The sequence below is a fragment of the Rhodococcus sp. IEGM 1330 genome, assembly GCF_033142445.1.
In the GTDB taxonomy this organism is placed as follows: Bacteria; Actinomycetota; Actinomycetes; order Mycobacteriales; family Mycobacteriaceae; genus Rhodococcoides.
Window position 1 is genome coordinate 23,719 of sequence record NZ_JAWLSB010000014.1, and the last position, 17,784, is coordinate 41,502.

The window sequence follows — 17,784 nt, forward strand, 5'->3', positions numbered from 1 at the left end:
TTGAAACGTGCTAGTCCGGAATCATGTCGAACGTATCCGGGTTCGGGCCGTTGCGGCCCTGTTCACCCTTGTCCAGGGCGGTGATGGCCTCGACATCGGCAGCGCTGAGCTCGAAGTCGAAGATCTCGAAGTTGGCCTTGACGCGCTCCGGCGTCACCGACTTCGGGAAGATGATGTTGCCGCGCTGAATGTGCCAGCGCAGCACCACCTGTGCGACGGATTTGCCTGTCGCGTCGGCAATTCGCTTCAGTTCCGCGTCGTCGAGAACGTTGCCCTGGGCGATCGGTGACCACGCCTCGGTGGGGATGGCGTGCTCGCGGCCGTAGGCCCACACGTCGTTGTTGACGAAGTACGGGTGCACCTCGATCTGGTTCACCGCGGGGACCGTCTCGGTCTCTTCCGCCAACCGGTCGAGGTGGGCCGGCTGAAAGTTGGATACGCCGATATTGTGGGCGCGACCGTCAGCGACGAACTCCTCCAACGTCTTCCACGTGGAGACGAAGTCGCCGTCGTAGCGGGTCGGGAGCGGCCAGTGGATGAGAAAGAGGTCCACGTAGTCGGTTCCGAGGTCGCTGAGCGTCGCGTCGAACGCCTTCCGCGCATCGTCGGGCTTGTGGAAGCCGTTGTTGAGCTTGCTGGTGACGAAGACCGATTCACGGTCGATGCCGGAGTTGCGGATACCGTCGCCGACCTGCTTCTCGTTTCCGTACATCTCAGCGGTGTCGATGTGGCGGTAGCCGATCTCGAGGGCCGTTTCGACGGCCTCGGCCGTCTTCTCGGGATCGATCTGGAACACGCCGTAGCCGAGCTGCGGGATCTGCTTGCCGTTTCTGAGCGTGACGTTGGGTACCTGAGTCATATCGCTCGGGTGCCCGCCCTCCCCTCGCTTCAAACCGGATGAAATGATGCCAGCGTGATAGTGCAGCGCATCCGGCGCGTCGTCGATGGGGTTGCCGAGAATTTCGGCCGGTCCACCGCAGCTCTGACCGCCCCGACCCGGCACTTCGATCCTGCGCACCCGTGGTTCCTCACCGCTGTCGAGCGCGGCAACGACGACACCCGCATCGCGGCCTGGACCGAGGGCAACCACGTCGAGAATCTGGTGCACGGCAAGACGTACTTCGCGGCGCTGGCGCAGGCGCTCGAGCGGACCGAGCGCGACGATCTGGTGCTCTTCACCGATTGGCGCGGCGACCCGGAACAGCTGCTCACCGACGACGGAGTGACCGTCGAGGACGCGCTCACAGCCGTCGCGCACCGCGGTGGCCTCGTGAAGGGCATGGTGTGGCGCTCGCACATGGAGACGCTCGGTTTCACCGGCCCGAAGAACCGCAAGCTCGCGCTGCGGCTCGAAGAGGCCGGCGGCGAAGTCATTCTGGATCAGCGCGTGCTGGTACTCGGGAGCCACCATCAGAAGTTCGTCGTCATCCGCTATCGACGGCCCGAACTGGCTGACGTCGCGTTCGTCGGCGGCATCGACCTGGCCCGTGCTCGACGCGACGACGCCGATCATTTCGGCGATCCGGTCTCGCGCCCCTTCCCTCCCGAGTACGGCGAGATCCCGGCCTGGCACGACGTGCAGGTCCAGCTCGAGGGCCCCGCTGTGCGGGACGTCGAGGATGTCTTTCGCGAGCGCTGGGAGGATCCCGCAGCCCTGTCCCGCCTCCCCTGGCACGCCATACCGGACATGCTGCGCGGTGTGACTCGGGAACCGTCGGAGCTGCCGGCTGCGGCTGCGCCCCCGGATCCGCGGGGCACGTGCTCGGTGCAGCTGCTGCGCACTTACCCTCGTCGGCGGCCCGCCTACCCGTTCGCCACCAAGGGCGAGCGGAGCGCGGCACGTGCGTACGCCAAGGCCCTGCACCGAGCAACCGAGTTGATCTACATCGAGGATCAATACCTGTGGTCGGTCGACGTCGCGCGGGTGTTCGCCGCGGCATTGCGTCGCAAGCCGAACCTGCGGTTGGTGGTGGTGGTTCCCAAGCACCTCGACGACGACAGTGCGCTCACCATTCCGTCTGCGCTGCTGGGACACTCGGCCGCACTGGGCGTCATCCGCGCTGCCGGCGGTGATCGAGTGCTGGTCCTGGATATCGAAAACGACCGCGGCATACCGGTATACGTGCACTCGAAGGTGTGCGTCATCGATGACATCTGGGCAGCGGTGGGTTCGGACAACTTCAATCGCCGCTCCTGGACCCATGATTCGGAGTTGACGGCCGCCATCATCGACGAAGAACGGGACACTCGCGAACCTCTCGACCCGGCCGGTCTGGGCGACGGTGCTCGAATTCACGCCCGCAACCTGCGTCTGGAACTGATTCGCGAGCACCTCGGCCGCGCCGACGGTGACGACGCCGATCTGGTGGATCCGCAGCAGTTCTTCGACGCCATCTCGGCGAGTGCAACCGCGCTCGACGAGTGGCACCGCACCCCGTCCTCGGGCCCGCGCCCTGCCGGCCGGCTTCGCCGACACGAGATATCCGTGCCACCCGTGTGGCAGCAGCGACTGGCCGCATTCGCCTACCGCTTGTTCGTCGATCCCGACGGCCGCCCGATCGGGATGCGCCTGCGTCGTCGTTTCTGACCTACATCCGTTTCGGACCTGACATTTCGGGCATGCACACGCTGTGCCCTCCTCCTCTCGCGACCTCAGTGCTCTCGTCTTCGCCCCCTCCCCACTGTTGACGGTGACCCTCGACAAAGCTCCCAACGGCAACACCGAACTGCACGTGCACGCCGGCGGCCAAGGCCACTGGATCGCCCGAATGGCCACGGTGCTCGGTCTCGACGTCACGCTGACGGGAGTGTTCGGCGGCGAGATCGGGGGCATTCTGCGCGACATCGTCGAGCGTGAGGGCATCACCGTCGTCTCCGTCGACATCGGCCAGGAGAGCGGTTCCTACGTTCACGATCGCCGCAGCGGTGAGCGTGAAGTTCTGGCCACGGTCGACCCGCCTCCGCTGGCTCGGCACGCCCTCGACGACCTGTTCAGCGCGGCCCTCGCAGCCGGTGCCCGCAGCGACGTCGCCATTCTCGGCGGACCGCACGAAGACGACATCGTTCCGCCCGAGGTGTACGAGAGGCTGTGCGCGGACCTCACCGCCCTGGGCAAGACGGTGGTGGCCGACCTGTCCGGGCCGACCATGATCGCTGCGCTCGCCGGCGGCCTCACGGTGCTCAAGGTCAGCCACGAGGACCTCATCGCCGACGGCCGGGCCGAGTCCGAGGACCCGGAGCACCTCATCGACTCGATGCGGCAGATGCACGACGACGGCGCGGAGATCGTCGTGATCTCGCGGGCAGGAGATCCCGCTCTGGCACTGGTGGACGGCGACGTGCTCGAAATAGTCACGCCGGGGCTGCGCATGGTCGATCACCACGGAGCGGGCGATTCGATGAGTGCAGGCATCGCCGCGGGGCTGGCTCAGGGACTGTCGGTCCCGGAAGCGTTGCGACTCGGCGGCGGAGCGGGCACGGCCAACGTCACGCGGCGCGGCCTGGGTAGCGGGCGACGCGACCTGGTTCTCGGCCTCACCGAGTCGGTGGAGGTTCGTCCGTACACGAAGGCAGGCAAGAAATGAGAGCCCTGATCACCAACGACGACGGCGTGTCCAGCGAGGGCATCGCCCTTCTCGCGCGGGTGGCCGTGGAGGCCGGTCTCGACGTCGTCGTTGCCGCGCCGCACGAGGAGCGCAGCGGGGCCAGCGCGTCGTTGACCGGTATGGGTGTCGACGATCATCTCGGTATCGGATCCGTCGCCATCGCCGGCCTTCCCGATGTACCGGCCTACGCGGTGCAGGCGTCACCCGCTCTGATCGCGTTCGTCGCCACCCGCGGGGCGTTCGGCGATCCGCCGGATCTGGTGCTCTCGGGGATCAATCACGGACCGAACACCGGTGCCGCCGTACTGCATTCGGGCACCGTCGGTGCCGCATTGACGGCGCTGACGCATCGGGTTCCGGCGATGGCGCTGTCGTCGATCGCCACGGAGCCTGCCCATTGGGCGACGGCCGAGCACGTGGCACGTATCGCGGTCACGTGGATGATGTCCCACGGCCCGTCCGACGCCGTCGTCAACGTCAACATCCCGGACGTTCCGCTGGAGGAGTTGGCGGGGATCGTACCGGCATCGCTGGCCCGCTACGGCGCGGTGCAGGCCGAAATAGGCGATCGCGGAGAGGATTTCGTCACCGTCCGCTTCGACGAGATCCGAGCCGAGGACGACGATTCCGACGCCTCGCTGTTGGCCCGCAACTGGGCGACGTTGACGGCGATCCGCCCGCCGAGCGAGGTGGAGGGAATCGACCTGTCGGCGATGCGCGGCTGACCTGTTTCGTCCGAGCTCACAGAGATGTGTCGGTGGTGTCGTGCACACTGGGATCTACTACCGCACATGCCACGGACCTAGGGGGTCACCGCGTATGACGTTCCATTCTGTAGTTCCACCGTTTCTGCTCGAGCGGTTGCAGGGTGCTGGTGCTCGCGCCACGCTGCTCGCCGATCGTGAGATGCGTGCCGGACGCGAGGTGGTGCAGGCTCGCACCGCCATCGCTCCGCGCACCGGCGGCACGCTCGAGCGCACGATCTCCGACGCGAAGTCCACTCGCGATCTACCCGGCCAGCAGGTGAGGGGCGAGGGCGAGGATCCCACCGGCGACGCTGCGACCGACGAGGCATACGACGGCCTCGGGGCCACATATGCGTTCTTCGAGAAGGTGTACGGATACTCGAGTCTCGACGGTAGCGGCCTGCCGCTCGACGCGACGGTGCACTACGGCCAGGACTACGACAATGCGTTCTGGGACGGCTCGCGCATGGTGTTCGGCGACGGTGACGGCGAGGTGTTCGCTCGATTCACCGTCTCGCTCGGCGTCATCGCACACGAACTCGCGCACGGGTTCACGCAGTACACCACCCCGCTCGAGTACAAGGACCAGGCCGGCGCTCTGAACGAGTCCATCTCCGACGTGTTCGGCGCACTGGTCGAGCAATACACTCTCGGGCAGAACGCCGAGGACGCGTCGTGGCTGATCGGCGAAGGCCTGTTCCTGCCCGCTGTGCAGGGGAAGGCTTTGCGCTCGCTGATCGAACCCGGCACCGCCTACGACGACGACGTCCTCGGCAAGGATCCGCAGCCGGCCAGCATGGACGATTTTGTCGTCACCACCGAGGACGACGGCGGGGTGCACATCAATTCGGGTATCCCGAATCGCGCGTTCGCGGTTGCGGCCACCACGCTCGGCGGTCCGGCCTGGGACCGCGTCGGACAGGTGTGGTTCGACACGATGACGGTCGGCGGACTGTCGCCGACGGTCGATTTCGCAGGGTTCTCGGCCGCCACGATCGCGGCGGCGACCAAGCGATTCGGAACCGGTTCGGACGTAGCCGATGCCGTGGCCACGGGCTGGTCTACCGTGGGGGTGAAGACAACAGGGCTTGAGTCCATACCGAAGCCGAGCGACGATCGGGTGTGATCGAGGGCAGATGAGCCTGCGCATCGAGGTACTGCGAACCGGTGGTGTCGCCGGGATGTCCAAGCGCGGAGTCGTCGAGACCGACGAGCCGGAATGGCAGTCGCTGGTCGAGGCCGCGCAGCCCTTCATTGCCGATCAGCAGGCCGCCGAGCCGGCCGAGTCGAACGCCCGCGACACCTTCGTGTGGAGTGTGTCGGTGGGCGAGCACTCGTGCCGGGTCGGTGACTCGAACCTGACCGGCCCGCTACGCGACCTCGCGGAGCGCACACTCCGCGAGGGTCGCGTCAGATAGCCCCAGAATTCCAGCTCAGGCCTTCCACTCCGCACTGCGCTCGTCGGTGGCCTGACCCATCGCCTCGACGAGGGCGTCGACTCCGAAGTCCTTGCCGTACGAGGGCGTTCCCGGCTGCTGACGCCACGACTGGGCGAGGGTTCCGCCGTCGACGGGGTCGAATCCGAGCTCGTCGATCACCGAGAACACCAGCTTCTTCGACTCCGCGTCGTCCCCGGCGATCGACAGTGCGATTCGACCACTGGTCCCGGCAGGCACGCCCTTCTCGAGCAGGTGCTTGTACCAAATTCCGTTGAACGCCTTGATCACCGGCTCGCCGAGTTGCTGAGCCACCCACACACTTTCGGGCGTCCCACCCTCGATGTCCTCGATCAACCCGTCGCGCTGCTGCGGATAGTAGTTGTTGGTCTCGATGATCGGCGCTCCCGGCTTGCGGGCGCTGACAATTCCCGGGGCAAGGTCGGGAACGTTCTTCTGCGGAATGCTCAGAAGCACCAGGTCTGCATCCTGCGCGGCGTCGGCGGCCCACACTGCCGTCGCCCCGGTCTCCGCAGCCAGATCCGCCAAGGTCTCCGGGTCACGTGAATTCGAGAATCGAACCTCGTGACCGAGCGCTGCCCACCGACGAACGAGGGTGCCGCCGATGAATCCACTACCGATGATTCCAATTTTCATATCGAGAACCAACACACCCGACCCGAAACAATTCCCGTCAGGATCCGACGAAGACCTTCGACCGGGGACGGCCGAACTTCATGGCCTTGTCCACGACCTTGCCGTAGCGCAGCACCGGCAGGTCGCGGAAGTAATTCATCCGCAGCTTCCACGGAGTCTCGCTCCCCTGCCTCGGAAAGTTGTCCACTGCCCGAAGCACGTATCCCGCTGCGAAGTCGAGGAACGGTTCTTCGTCGATCGACGGGTCGCGCTCGAGCTCGACGGTGCTGTACCCCTTCTCGTCCATGTGCGCGAGCAGACGCATCACGTAGTTCGAGACCATGTCGGCTTTGAGCGTCCACGAGGCGTTGGTGTAGCCGACGACGAAGGCGAAGTTGGGGATCCCGGTGAGCATCATCCCCTTGTAGGCCATGGTGCTGGGCAGGTCGACGTCGTTTCCGTCGATGCGAAACTGCGCACCGCCGAGCGCGGAGAGATTGAGTCCCGTTGCGGTGACGACGATATCGGCGTCGAGGTGCTGGCCGGACTTCAGCTTCAGACCGGTCTCGGTGAAGCTCTCGATGTGATCGGTGACGATCGAGACCTCGTCTTTGCGGATCGAACGGAACAGATCATTGTCGGGCACCAGGCACAGACGCTGATCCCATGGGTTGTAGGACGGGGTGAAGTGGGTGTCGAGGTCGTATCCCTTCGGCAGCCACCCCTCCTGCATCGTCCTGATCCGCTTCTTCATGAACTCCGGGTACTTCTGGCTCAGGGTGTAGATCAACATCGCCATGGACACGTTCTTGAGCCGAGTCACGCTGTAGGCCAACTTCTTCGGCAGGCGCTTGCGTAGGGTCTGCGCAATCGGGTCCTGCGACGGAAGCGAGAGGATGTAGCTGGGTGAGCGCTGTAGCAGAGTGACGTGCTCGGCGTCGCGAGCCAGATTGGGGGCCAACGTGATCGCCGTTGCGCCGCTGCCGATCACGACGATCTTCTTGCCGGAGTAATCCAGATCCTCGGGCCAGTGCTGTGGATGAATCACCTGGCCACCGAAGTTCTCCTGACCGGCGAATTCGGGGGTGAACCCCTTGTCGTAGTTGTAGTAACCGCTGCAGGAGAACACGAACGACGCGGTGATCGTGACTGTCTCGTCCGTATCGCTACGGTGCGCCGTCACCGTCCAGAACTGCTGTTCGGACGACCATTCGAGAGCGACGACCTTGTGATGGAACCGAATGTGCTCCTCGACGCCCGCTTCTCTCGCGGTCTCGACGATGTAGTTGCGGATGTCGGTGCCGTCGGCGATGGATTTCTCACCCATCCACGGCTTGAAGCTGTATCCGAGGGTGTACATGTCGGAGTCGGAGCGAATCCCGGGGTAGCGGAACAGATCCCACGTTCCACCGATCGCGCCTCGGCTCTCGAGAATGGCATAGGTCTTGCCGGGCAGATCGTGCCCGAGGTGGCGCGCGGCCCCGATCCCGGACAGGCCGGCACCGATGATGAGGACGTCGACCTCGGGGGATGGCAATACTGCAGTCATGTCAACGATTCCTTCGATGTCCGATGTCAGCTGGTCTTGTTGCGAGCGCTCTCGGACCTGCCGAGGCGGGCTACTTCTTCGTCCATCTTCGGCAGGATCGTCGGCACGTGCTCGAGCATGCTGCGATCACCGACCCGCGAGGTGATGACGGCTTTGAACCACGACGCTGCGCCCACCCACCGCGGCACGTAGACGCGCCGCTTACGCTTGGCCAGGCCGTCGACGAACGCGTCGACGCACTGCTCGACGGTCATCGTCTTGCCCAGCGGGCCGGGGAGCACCGCGAGCAGATCCTGAAATGCAGTGAGATCGGATTTGGCGTCCTGCACCATCGGTGTGTCGATCCACGCCATGTGCGCCGAGCCGACATCGACGCCTCGGTAGTTGACCTCGAGCCGGAGCGCATTCGCAAAGTGTTCTGCTGCAGCCTTACTGGCGTTGTACGCGGCCAGGCCGGGGCACGGGGTGAACGCCGCGAGCGAGGAGACGACGAGGACGTAGCCGTTGCGTTCGATGAGCGATGGCAGAGCGGCGCGGACGGTGTTGAACACGCCCATCACGTTGATGTCCATGACGCGTTGGAACGTGGCGGGATCGACTTGCATGATCGATCCGTAGCTGGCGATTCCGGCGTTGGCGAGCACCAGATCGATGCCGCCGTACGCCTCGATTCCGCCGCCGACGGCGCGTTGCATGTCGTCGAGATTCCGAACGTCTGCCACGAACGCCTCGGCCTTCAGCTGCGTCGCCAGTTCTCGCAGCGGGGCCTCGTCGACGTCGACGAGTACCAACCGGGCACCGCGTTCGGCCAGCGTCCGCGCCGTTGCGGCACCGATTCCCCGCGCTGCTCCGGTGATCAGAACGACCTTGTTGCGTAGCGTCGACGCCGCCATGTACTCCCCCTCGATCGGAATGCTTGTCTGCGAACACTTTGCATCTGATACCGAGCAGTGTCAAGATCTGTGTGTGACCACGCATCACAGTGAAGTCGGCCGCACCTACCGAGGTGCCGACCCGCAGCAGCGGCAGCAGGAGCGTCGAATCCGCCTGCTCGACGCAGCCGTCGAGGTCTTCGGCACCACCGGCTACCGGACGGCAACCGTGGAGAAGGTGTGCAGTGAGGCAGGCCTGACCAAGCGCTACTTCTACGAGTCCTTCACCAACAGCGAAGACCTACTGATGGCGACCTACGCCCGCGCCACCGACGCCATGCGCGAGAACATCCTGGCCGGGGCCGCCGCCGACGCCGACTCCACCGAACAGGTACTCCGAGGAGCTCTCACCGGCTTCTTCACGTTCGTCGCCGAGAATCCGAAATCTGCGCGCATCGCCTTCGTCGAGATCCTCGGGGTCTCGCCCACCGTCGATGCGCTCTACCGCAAGACCACGACCTCGTTCTCCGAGACGGTGCTCCAGGTGGCCGAGGGGGTCGGATCCAGCCGCGGGCTCGCCGGGCCCAACCGTCGAATATTGGCCATGGGCCTGGTGGGCGCGGTCCTCACCATCGCCCAACAATGGCTGCTCTCCCCCGAACACGAACCGTTGGACTCGGTGATCGCCAGCGCCCACACCATCCTGGCCGCGGTGGTGTTCGGACGCGTCGACGGCTGATCTGACATGTAGGACCTACAGACTCAGGGCCTACTCTGTAGCGGCTCCACCGGCTCGTGCGCGGTGGAGCGTTCTCCGGACTTGACGACGACGACACCGAGCAGAATCAGTGCGCCACCGGCAAGTTGGATCGGCGCCGGAGCCTGCCCGAGCAGCAGCCACGCGAACACAAGTGCGGCAACAACTTCCATCAATCCCATGAACGACGCCAGCCTCGAGCCGAGGCATCGGCCCGCGGCGATCCCGAGGACATAGGCCAGCGCGGCGGTCACGACACCGAGGCCGATGATCGGAACCCACCACGGTACAACCGCATCGACGAAGGTGACGTCGGTGAGCGGGGCAGCGAACGGGACGATGCCGATGAGTCCGGCGACCAGCAGGATGAGCCCACCCGTGAGCAGGCCTGCCCCAGCGAGCACGATCGGCGGGAGTCCGTTGCTCTCGTCTGCCGACAGCACCCAGTAGACGGCCGCGCCGGCCATCGAGCCCAGTGCCCACAGCACACCGACGGTGTCGACGTCGGCACCGGCGATCAGGTCGAGCACGAGCACGAGACCCATCGCGGCCAGCAGTGCGCCCACCACGGTCAGGCGACCCGGACGCTGCTTGTGTCGGAACCACATCCAGCCGATGACGGCCACGGGCGAGGTGAACTCGATGAGCAGCGCCACGCCCACCTCCATCCGGCCGACGGCATTGAAGAAGGCGAGCTGGCACCCTGCCACCGCGAAGGCTCCGTACGCAAGGATCAGCTTCCAGTTCTTCGCCAGCAGGCCCCACCGCCCGCGCAGCGCGAGGATCGACGGAATCAGCAGGACGGCTGCGGCGAGCAGAATCCGCGCGGTCACCGCGGCCCCGGCCGTCCAGCCTGCGTCGAGCAATCCCGTGGCGAGCGAGCCGGAAAGCCCGAAGGACGCCGCCGAGAGCAGCGCGAAACCGAGCCCCGAGAGTCGACGCGACCGCGCGGCAGCTTCGTGGGTGGCCGCGAGATCCACCTTCGTGTCATGAGTGTAGGCCGTCATGACATGTGACAGTAGAGAGCGACTTGGTAAGGTGTCAACATGCTTTTTGCTCATGACGCGGAACTGTCGCTGCTGTCCGCCGTGGCGTTGGTCAATTCTGCCGAGGAGCCGGACACGTTGACCACTCACGAGGAGCTGGCCACGTTCTTCACAGAACAGGGCTATTCCGGCCGCTTCGACGGCGACGACGCCGAGCTCAACGCGGTCCGGGCACTGCGGCCGACCCTGCGCGCGCTGCTCACCAGCAGCCGAGACGACGCGGTGGTCAAGGTGAACCGATTGCTCGCCGGGTCCTCCGCCCTGCCGCGTCTGGTGCGCCATGGAGACCTCGACTGGCACGTTCACGCTGTGGCCGACGACAGTCCGCTCGCAACCCGCATCGTCGTCGAAACCGCGATGGCGATGATCGACGTCATACGCGCAGACGAGCTCTCGCGCTTCGACGTCTGCGCCGATCCGGACTGCAACGGGCTGGTCCTCGACCTCTCCCGCAATCGATCCCGCCGATTCTGCAGCACAACCTGCGGCAACCGCGCAGCCGTTGCCGCCTATCGCGCGCGCAAGGCCCAGTGACGACGCCCACTGACCTCTACGGGGCTTAATCGATCGGCTTTCGGGTAACCCACGCCCGAGCTGATCGAAAGGAACTACCCACATGGTCGAGAAAAGGCCTTCCACATCGAGCGCGTCCAGAGCAGTCGTGAACATGCTGGCCGTCGTACTGATCTTCGCCGGAATCGCCGCCATCGGCGGTCTGATCGCCGCACTCGCGGGCGGATTCGAGGGTTGGGCGATCGTTGCGGGCATCGCCGTCATCGCCCTGTTCACCGGCGGCTTTCTGGCCGTTCGCGAAGGGGCTCGCCGTCGATCCAGCGAGTCCACGCAGGTCGTCTACGCACCGGACCACACCGACCAACTGTTCGACGTCGACCCACAGACGGGTGAGAGAACCCCACACCGCGACTGACAGTTCGGCGCAGTGCCACTTACGTGAGCTCCCAGGTCAGGTCGGAACCGATTCGAGGCGAACAATCGAATCGGTTCCGAGGAAGAACACCCCCGACTGAGTCTCGACGATCGAACCCGATTCCGTGAAACCGTCGGAACCCTCGGGAAGTGTCCACCGCCATCGCACGTCGTTCGAAGCCGTGGTGGCTACGAGCGCGTTCTCCTCGAACGAGTAGACGGTGTTGCCGACGGATGTTTCGGACGCGTACGGATCTCGCAGCGTCCACACTTCCGTTCCGCCCTCGTCGACCACGGTTGCGTCCGAGATCAATTCGAGACCTTCGAGCGACGTGCCGGTCTGTGGATCGAAGAACGTGGCCTCACCGCCGAGGGTGACAAGTCCACGCCCGTCGGACACGTGAATCAGCGGGCCCTCGACGCCATCCCAGCCCGCGAAGGACGTGATCGGGCGCGACCACATCCGATCGAGGGCGTCGATGGAACCCCCGTGCATCACCGATTCGCCGTCCTCCGGATTGCCTTCGAGTAAGTACACCGATGTCCCGTCGCTCTCTATGGCGTACGGGAACCAGGCCTGGGGAATCGGCGTTCTCCGTGCCTCCCCGTCGTACACGCCGATCCTCACGATCGACGGGACGTCGGAATACGAATCCAGACAGACGATGTCGTTGCCCACGGGCTCGCTTACGCACTGGTCGACGCTGCCGGGTGACTTCTTCCAGCGGACATCGCCGTCCTCGGCATCGATCGCCACGAACTCGATCGAATCCACGGAATACGAACGCGGGTTGGGCAGGCCGGCGGCAGTGACGAGAACATCACCGGCATCGATCACGCCGGTCACGCTCGAGTCGTACTGCAGATCTGCTGCGGGAGAACGGAACGCAGCAAACTTCCGTCCGTAGACGGCCTCGGCATCGATCTGCCACGTCGGGTCGAGGATGGGTCCGGACGGTGCCTGCGTGGTGGTCGTCTCCTCCGAGAATGTCGGTGTCATTGCCTGGATGTCCGACGGCTGTTCGACGGGAACGTCCTGCATCGATACCACGACGACTGCGGCGACGACGGATACGGCGGCGACAGCAACCGCAACTCCGGCGCGGATGGTGGACCTTCTCTGCGAATCAGTCATGGCCACTGCGCAATCGGAGCCTGCGCCACGGCATCGAGCACCTCGAAAGACAATGGTTCCGGCAACACCAGCGGTGCGTACTGGGTTGGGTCGAGGTCCACGGTCGATCGCACCGACACCTGCACCCCGGACGGTCGTGTCACGGTCACCGACCGCGTGAGCTGTGTGGTGCCGTCCTCGGAGACGAAGCTGTTCATTATGTCGGCGTCATAGCTTTCGACCACCGAACCATCGGGCAGCGTTCGTGTTTCGATGACAGGCCCGTACGCGGACTCTGGATCGTAAGGATCGAGCGCAACGGGCATATCCGCGCCCCCGGATACCGAGATGAACAGTCCCACGCGAGTTCCGACCACCTCCAGGTCGGTGCACACTCCCGAGCCATAGGAACCGGGAACGAGGGACCCGATCGGTCGGTCCAGTGCGGGTGCGTTCGGAATCGACTGCCACGCTGCCGACAGCGCGTCGTTCGCTGCGCCGACGGAATCGGCCCGAATATCCCGCGAAGTTCCGGAATCTGATGTCCAGAGAGTGCAATCCTCCCGTGGTGCAGCACTTCCCGCCGGCGCAGCTACCGTGACACGCAGATCCGGCAGCGCCGCGATGGCGGCCAGCTCGGATGCCTCCAATGGAAACTCGTCCGATGCCGTGGCGGTGAGATTGGCGATCACCAGCGTCCCGTCCGGGTGATACGCGGTGGCCGAGCGGAAATGAGTTCGATTACCGTCGAACTCGTACCAGCCGTCGTTGGTGTCGACGACGGTGCCGTCGGGCTCGGTGGTTCGCTCATCGACAGCGCCTGCGACGCAGTCGGGAACTCCGGTATCCGAGGGCCGAACATCGATGCTCGCGGATGCCGACGAACCGGCTCGAACCAGTTCACCTCTCGCGCTGGTGCTGGGCTCGAAACCGTCCGGCGCTGCACCGCCGAGGTCGTCGACCGGTTGAAAGGTCACCGATTGGGATGGGGCGGCAAGCACGACATTGACATCGGCAGGTAGCGCAGCCAGCACTGCAGCCGACATGGCACCGGCTTTACCCGAGGTGAGCCACGGATAGGCAGGGTTGCCGTACGACGGGGTGTCTTCCCCGACGGACGACGAAGTCACGAAGATTGCACCCTCGCTCGACGGGGGCGGCTCGACCTCCGAGCAGCCCGGGATATCCACCGGATACTCGATCGGCTCGGACACAACTTGCGAATCACTCACGGCGACAGCCGACTCCGGCGATCGAAGCAGGCCGGCCGCAACGACCCCGATGGCCACGATGGCCACGATCGTGACTATGACGGATACGTCGACGATGGCATCGTGTCTTCTACCTCTGGGCACCAAACGACAATACAGACCCAGCGGAAGGTTCTCGCGCTTTCGCGCCGCCGATCGGACGAGTGCGAGAACCTATCGTTCCAGCTCATGGGTATTGCGAGGCCACCGACCGGCCGCACCCACCTCACACCGTTCATCTCCGATACATCACCGGGTGTTGGCATATGGCCATCGATTCGACAACACCAGGTGAGGGGTTGCGGTGGGCCGCATACAGCTCGAGTCCGTGTCCAAGAATTACGGCAACACACACGCCATCGAGGATGTCGATCTCGATATCGCAGACGGCGAATTCCTGGTTCTCCTCGGACCGAGTGGCTGTGGGAAGTCGACCCTGCTGCGCCTGGTCGCCGGACTGATTCAGCCGTGCGAAGGCCGAATCCTGCTCGACGGCAACGACATCACCACTACTCCGCCGCGCGACCGCAACCTCGCGATGGTGTTCCAGAGCTATGCGCTCTATCCGCACCTGAGCGTCGCCAAGAACATCGGCTTCCCACTTCGATCCCGTAAGTTCTCCCGCACAGTCATCGCGGACTCGGTGTCAGCGGTCGTTGCGACCCTCGACCTGAGCGAGTTGCTCGGCCGGCGACCGGCCGAACTCTCCGGCGGCCAACGACAACGAGTTGCTTTGGCGCGAGCCATGGTTCGAGATCCGGGCGCATTCCTGATGGACGAGCCGCTGTCGAATCTCGACGCCAAGCTCCGCAGCGCCACACGCACCGAGTTGATCGAACTGCACCAGCGGATCGGCACCACCTTCCTCTACGTCACGCACGATCAGGTCGAGGCCATGACCATGGCGACTCGAATTGCATTGATGGACAACGGATGCATCGAACAGGTCGGTACACCGGCCGAGCTGTACGACACTCCGCGATCGACCTTCGTGGCCGGCTTCCTCGGAGCCCCACCGATGAACCTGTTCGACGCCACCGTTGCCGAGGCAGGAGTGGAGCCTGCAGGAACGACCCGATCGAGTGGGGGCGAACTTCACGCTGTCGCTCCCGGAGTGAACATTCCCCTCGGGATCGAGACCGACTCGCGCACCGAACACTCGGTCGTTGTCGGAATTCGGCCGGAGAAGATGCAGATCGTCGACACGCACGCTCACGTGGACGCCGTCGTCACCACAGTCGAGAACCTCGGTAGCGAAGAACTGGTCCACATACGTGTGGGCTCGAACACGTTGTGTATCAGAGCACCTCGCCCGTCCGACGCCCGCCCGGGTGCCCCGATCTCAGTCCGCGTCGACCCGGCGGACGTTCATCTTTTCGACCGAGACAGCGGTCGACGCCTGACTTGGAGGCCCGAAAAGGTCTCCGCCAACTCCGATGTACCCCTGTTCGTCGCCTGACCGAATCTCATCATCATCGAATGGAGTACCGACAGTGAAACGCATACTCACCGGATCCGGAGCGCTTCTCGTGATCGCTCTGTTGTCGACAGCATGCGGCGGACTGGGCAGCACCGCAGCCCCTCCCTCGGCAACGGAGTCGACACCGATTCCCGAACTCGTGCCGGATCAACCGGTATCCATCGTCTTCGAGAGTTACAACTACGGGCTGGCCGGTGCGTGGACGGACACCTTCGACGGGCTGATCGCCGAGTTCGAGAAGCAGCATCCCAACATCAGCGTCACGGCTCAGAAGCCTCAGGGCAACAGCCCCAATCCCGCCACCGACACGGTGTCGAGCATCCAGAGCCAGATGGTCGCCGGGGCCGCGCCGGACGTGGCGCAACTCGGCTTCAGCGACCTCGACTTCACCATCAACCAGCTCGGCGCACAGTCGCTGGACGAGCTCGTCGGCAAAGACGAGGTCCAGCGCAATTTCGACGGTGCCCGCCACCCCTACGCTCCCACCGCGCGAGTACTCGCCGACTGGGACGGCGAGACCTACGGAGTGCCGTTCGTCTTCTCCACTCCTGTCTTCTATTACAACGCAACGCTGTTCGAGCAGGCCGGTCTGGATCCAGCGAAGGCGCCCACCACCTGGGACGAGGTTGCGTCCGCGGCGTCCGCCATCGCGTCGAAGACCGGCAAGGGTGGGGTCTACCTGGACTGCCTCACCAAGTCGGCGAAGGACTGGTGCCTCCAGAGCCTCGTTCGATCCAACGGCGGCCGAGTGCTGTCACAGGACCGGTCGACGCTCGAATTCGACGGAGAACCCGCCGTCGAAGTGACCACCATGGCCCGCAGCCTCGTCGACATCGGAGCAACCCCCAAGCTCAGTCAACAACAGGGGTACGAGGCCTTTGCGCGTGGCGATATGGGAATGATTCTCGAAACCAGTGCCATTCAGGGGACGTTCATCAAGGGCGCCAAGGACAAGTGGGACCTGCGCGCCACCACGATGCCGTCGTTCGGGTCGAAGCCCGTCGTACCGACCAACTCCGGGGCATCGCTGTTCACATTCGCCTCCGACCCCGTGAAGCAGCGTGCGTCGTGGGAGTTGATCGAGTTCCTCACCAGTGAGGAGTCCTACACCGCGATCTCGAAGGGAATCGGCTACCTGCCCTTGCGCACCGGCCTCGTCGACGATCCCGAGGGGTTGAAGGACTGGGCCTTGTCCAGCCCGTTGATCGGGCCCAATCTGACGCAGTTGGAAACGATGGAGCCGTGGGTATCGATGCCCGGCAACGACTACCTACAGATCAGGGACGGCATGATGGACGCTGTTGAATCGATCGTCTACCAGGGCGCAGACCCGGCCTCGACATTGACTGCCGCCCGGGAGCAGGCAACGACGCTTCTCCCCGCATCATGAGCGATTCAGGAGTGAAGCCCGCGGAACGACCCGATGAAGCAGGAGTGAAGCCCGCGGAACGACCCGATGAAGCAGGAGTGGAGCCTGCGGAACGACCCGATGAGGCAGGCTTCACGCTGGTGCAGCTCACCGACACGCACCTGCGTGCCGAGGGGGAATTGGTGCACGGAAGCGTCGACCCCTACGCGAATCTGACGACTGTTCTCGACCTGCTCGTGGCGTCCGGGCAACGCGTGAACGCGCTGGTCTTCTCCGGTGATCTGGCAGACGACGGTGACCCTGCTGCATACCGCCGTCTGCGCGACGCTGTCGAACCGGTGGCGGAATCATTGGGCGCTGCAACCATCTACGCGATGGGCAATCACGACGATCGGGCAGCATTCGGTCGCGAATTACTCGACGAAGGCGAGGTACTGGATCCACACCGCACGTGGGACGCGGTGCACGTCGTCGACGACGTACGCATCGTCGTCCTCGACAGCTCCACACCGGGCCGACACGACGGCCGATTGGAAGAGCATCAACTACGCTGGCTCGCAGAGCAATTGGCGACACCATCCCTGCGCGGGACGATCCTGGTGCTGCACCATCCACCGATCTCGTCGCCGGTGACGACGGTCGACTACCTGCGGTTGCAGGACCCCGACGACCTTGCCGAGACCATCGCAGGATCGGATGTACGGATGGTCCTGTGCGGCCACGCCCACCACACCGGAACAGGGTCCATCGGAGGCGTTCCGGTGTGGGTCGGCCCTGCGATGTCGTATCGCGTCGATACCGCTCCCCCGCTGGATCGGCACCGAGGACTGACCGGTTTCGGATTCACTCGGATAGATCTTCTCGAATCAGGCTTCACCGCAACCGCTGTCGACGCGGCGCCTGCCGCGGTGGTCTACGACGAGTCTCGGCTGTCCGTGCTCGCCAAGCTGGCGGATCTCTCGCGCCGGGCCGGGTGACGGGTGTGTTCGTCACCGTC

At 64.8% G+C, this 17,784-nt stretch carries 18 protein-coding genes; 11 read left to right on the forward strand and 7 right to left on the reverse strand.

Annotated features, from left to right (window positions below; genetic code table 11):
- Positions 1-10: 10 nt before the first annotated feature.
- A complete protein-coding gene (locus R4P57_RS24580; protein WP_317805483.1) occupies positions 11-859 on the reverse strand; it encodes an aldo/keto reductase in 849 nt (282 codons plus the stop codon).
- A gap of 54 nt (positions 860-913) precedes the next feature.
- On the opposite strand from R4P57_RS24580, the gene R4P57_RS24585 reads away from it, so the two are divergent.
- The 5 genes from R4P57_RS24585 to R4P57_RS24605 all read left to right on the forward strand — a co-directional run bounded on the left by R4P57_RS24585 (position 914) and on the right by R4P57_RS24605 (position 5,769).
- Complete coding sequence (locus R4P57_RS24585) at positions 914-2,587, forward strand: phospholipase D family protein (protein ID WP_317805484.1); 1,674 nt, start codon at positions 914-916, stop codon at positions 2,585-2,587.
- Positions 2,588-2,630: 43 nt separating this feature from the next.
- Positions 2,631-3,584, forward strand: a complete 954-nt coding sequence (locus tag R4P57_RS24590; protein ID WP_317805485.1) for a 1-phosphofructokinase family hexose kinase — start codon at positions 2,631-2,633, stop codon at positions 3,582-3,584.
- Positions 3,581-4,330, forward strand: coding sequence for a 5'/3'-nucleotidase SurE (gene surE, locus R4P57_RS24595; RefSeq protein WP_317805486.1), 750 nt, complete (start codon positions 3,581-3,583; stop codon positions 4,328-4,330). The genes R4P57_RS24590 and surE overlap by 4 nt, the downstream gene beginning before the upstream one ends.
- A 94-nt stretch (positions 4,331-4,424) precedes the next feature.
- Positions 4,425-5,477 carry a M4 family metallopeptidase gene (locus R4P57_RS24600; RefSeq protein ID WP_317805487.1) on the forward strand — a complete coding sequence of 351 codons (1,053 nt, stop codon included), beginning with the start codon at positions 4,425-4,427 and terminating at the stop codon, positions 5,475-5,477.
- A 10-nt stretch (positions 5,478-5,487) separates the two neighbouring features.
- Positions 5,488-5,769: a protealysin inhibitor emfourin gene (locus R4P57_RS24605; RefSeq protein WP_317805488.1), complete on the forward strand. Its 282-nt coding sequence runs from the start codon at positions 5,488-5,490 to the stop codon at positions 5,767-5,769.
- Positions 5,770-5,784: 15 nt separating this feature from the next.
- Here the strand turns inward: R4P57_RS24605 and R4P57_RS24610 are convergent, their stop codons facing one another.
- The 3 genes from R4P57_RS24610 to R4P57_RS24620 are packed head-to-tail and all read right to left on the reverse strand — an operon-like array spanning position 5,785 to position 8,865.
- Positions 5,785-6,444, reverse strand: coding sequence for an NADPH-dependent F420 reductase (locus R4P57_RS24610; protein WP_317805489.1), 660 nt, complete (start codon positions 6,442-6,444; stop codon positions 5,785-5,787).
- Between the two features lie 37 nt (positions 6,445-6,481).
- The gene (locus tag R4P57_RS24615; protein WP_317805490.1) at positions 6,482-7,972 is read right to left on the reverse strand and encodes an NAD(P)/FAD-dependent oxidoreductase; all 1,491 of its coding nucleotides are present in this window, start codon (positions 7,970-7,972) and stop codon (positions 6,482-6,484) included.
- 26 nt (positions 7,973-7,998) lie between these two features.
- A complete protein-coding gene (locus tag R4P57_RS24620; protein ID WP_317805491.1) occupies positions 7,999-8,865 on the reverse strand; it encodes an SDR family oxidoreductase in 867 nt (288 codons plus the stop codon).
- A gap of 73 nt (positions 8,866-8,938) precedes the next feature.
- Between R4P57_RS24620 and R4P57_RS24625 the strand changes: the two genes are divergently transcribed.
- Positions 8,939-9,583 (forward strand): TetR/AcrR family transcriptional regulator, encoded by a 645-nt coding sequence (locus R4P57_RS24625; RefSeq protein WP_317805492.1) that lies wholly within the window; start codon positions 8,939-8,941, stop codon positions 9,581-9,583.
- Positions 9,584-9,606: 23 nt separating this feature from the next.
- Here R4P57_RS24625 and R4P57_RS24630 read toward each other — a convergent pair whose 3' ends face one another.
- Positions 9,607-10,608 carry a DMT family transporter gene (locus R4P57_RS24630; protein ID WP_317805493.1) on the reverse strand — a complete coding sequence of 334 codons (1,002 nt, stop codon included), beginning with the start codon at positions 10,606-10,608 and terminating at the stop codon, positions 9,607-9,609.
- Positions 10,609-10,647: 39 nt separating this feature from the next.
- Between R4P57_RS24630 and R4P57_RS24635 the strand changes: the two genes are divergently transcribed.
- Both R4P57_RS24635 and R4P57_RS24640 read left to right on the forward strand, forming a co-directional pair.
- Complete coding sequence (locus R4P57_RS24635; RefSeq protein WP_317805494.1) at positions 10,648-11,181, forward strand: CGNR zinc finger domain-containing protein; 534 nt, start codon at positions 10,648-10,650, stop codon at positions 11,179-11,181.
- Positions 11,182-11,263: 82 nt separating this feature from the next.
- Positions 11,264-11,575, forward strand: coding sequence for a hypothetical protein (locus tag R4P57_RS24640; RefSeq protein WP_317805495.1), 312 nt, complete (start codon positions 11,264-11,266; stop codon positions 11,573-11,575).
- Between the two features lie 36 nt (positions 11,576-11,611).
- Here the strand turns inward: R4P57_RS24640 and R4P57_RS24645 are convergent, their stop codons facing one another.
- Together R4P57_RS24645 and R4P57_RS24650 are read right to left on the reverse strand one after the other, a co-directional pair.
- Entirely contained in the window at positions 11,612-12,709 is a 1,098-nt protein-coding gene (locus tag R4P57_RS24645; RefSeq protein WP_317805496.1) for a hypothetical protein, read from the reverse strand.
- On the reverse strand, positions 12,706-14,043 hold the full coding sequence (locus R4P57_RS24650; RefSeq protein WP_317805497.1) for a hypothetical protein: 1,338 nt from the start codon (positions 14,041-14,043) through the stop codon (positions 12,706-12,708). The genes R4P57_RS24645 and R4P57_RS24650 overlap by 4 nt, the downstream gene beginning before the upstream one ends.
- A gap of 199 nt (positions 14,044-14,242) precedes the next feature.
- On the opposite strand from R4P57_RS24650, the gene R4P57_RS24655 reads away from it, so the two are divergent.
- Genes R4P57_RS24655 through R4P57_RS24665 form a run of 3 tightly spaced genes read left to right on the forward strand, consistent with a single transcriptional unit; the run spans position 14,243 to position 17,764 of the window.
- Positions 14,243-15,397, forward strand: coding sequence for an ABC transporter ATP-binding protein (locus R4P57_RS24655; RefSeq protein ID WP_317805498.1), 1,155 nt, complete (start codon positions 14,243-14,245; stop codon positions 15,395-15,397).
- 34 nt (positions 15,398-15,431) lie between these two features.
- The gene (locus tag R4P57_RS24660) at positions 15,432-16,808 is read left to right on the forward strand and encodes an ABC transporter substrate-binding protein (protein ID WP_317805499.1); all 1,377 of its coding nucleotides are present in this window, start codon (positions 15,432-15,434) and stop codon (positions 16,806-16,808) included.
- Positions 16,805-17,764 carry a metallophosphoesterase gene (locus R4P57_RS24665; RefSeq protein WP_317805500.1) on the forward strand — a complete coding sequence of 320 codons (960 nt, stop codon included), beginning with the start codon at positions 16,805-16,807 and terminating at the stop codon, positions 17,762-17,764. The genes R4P57_RS24660 and R4P57_RS24665 overlap by 4 nt, the downstream gene beginning before the upstream one ends.
- Positions 17,765-17,784 lie beyond the last annotated feature (20 nt).

Bases quoted from the DNA above. Each gene is read 5' to 3' on its own strand.
- R4P57_RS24610 (WP_317805489.1), bottom strand. From the start codon at position 6,444: ATGAAAATTGGAATCATCGGTAGTGGATTCATCGGCGGCACCCTCGTT.
- R4P57_RS24605 (WP_317805488.1), top strand. From the start codon at position 5,488: ATGAGCCTGCGCATCGAGGTACTGCGAACCGGTGGTGTCGCCGGGATG.
- R4P57_RS24645 (WP_317805496.1), bottom strand. From the start codon at position 12,709: ATGACTGATTCGCAGAGAAGGTCCACCATCCGCGCCGGAGTTGCGGTT.
- surE (WP_317805486.1), top strand. From the start codon at position 3,581: ATGAGAGCCCTGATCACCAACGACGACGGCGTGTCCAGCGAGGGCATC.
- R4P57_RS24600 (WP_317805487.1), top strand. From the start codon at position 4,425: ATGACGTTCCATTCTGTAGTTCCACCGTTTCTGCTCGAGCGGTTGCAG.
- R4P57_RS24665 (WP_317805500.1), top strand. From the start codon at position 16,805: ATGAGCGATTCAGGAGTGAAGCCCGCGGAACGACCCGATGAAGCAGGA.
- R4P57_RS24620 (WP_317805491.1), bottom strand. From the start codon at position 8,865: ATGGCGGCGTCGACGCTACGCAACAAGGTCGTTCTGATCACCGGAGCA.
- R4P57_RS24615 (WP_317805490.1), bottom strand. From the start codon at position 7,972: ATGACTGCAGTATTGCCATCCCCCGAGGTCGACGTCCTCATCATCGGT.
- R4P57_RS24580 (WP_317805483.1), bottom strand. From the start codon at position 859: ATGACTCAGGTACCCAACGTCACGCTCAGAAACGGCAAGCAGATCCCG.
- R4P57_RS24630 (WP_317805493.1), bottom strand. From the start codon at position 10,608: ATGACGGCCTACACTCATGACACGAAGGTGGATCTCGCGGCCACCCAC.
- R4P57_RS24635 (WP_317805494.1), top strand. From the start codon at position 10,648: ATGCTTTTTGCTCATGACGCGGAACTGTCGCTGCTGTCCGCCGTGGCG.
- R4P57_RS24640 (WP_317805495.1), top strand. From the start codon at position 11,264: ATGGTCGAGAAAAGGCCTTCCACATCGAGCGCGTCCAGAGCAGTCGTG.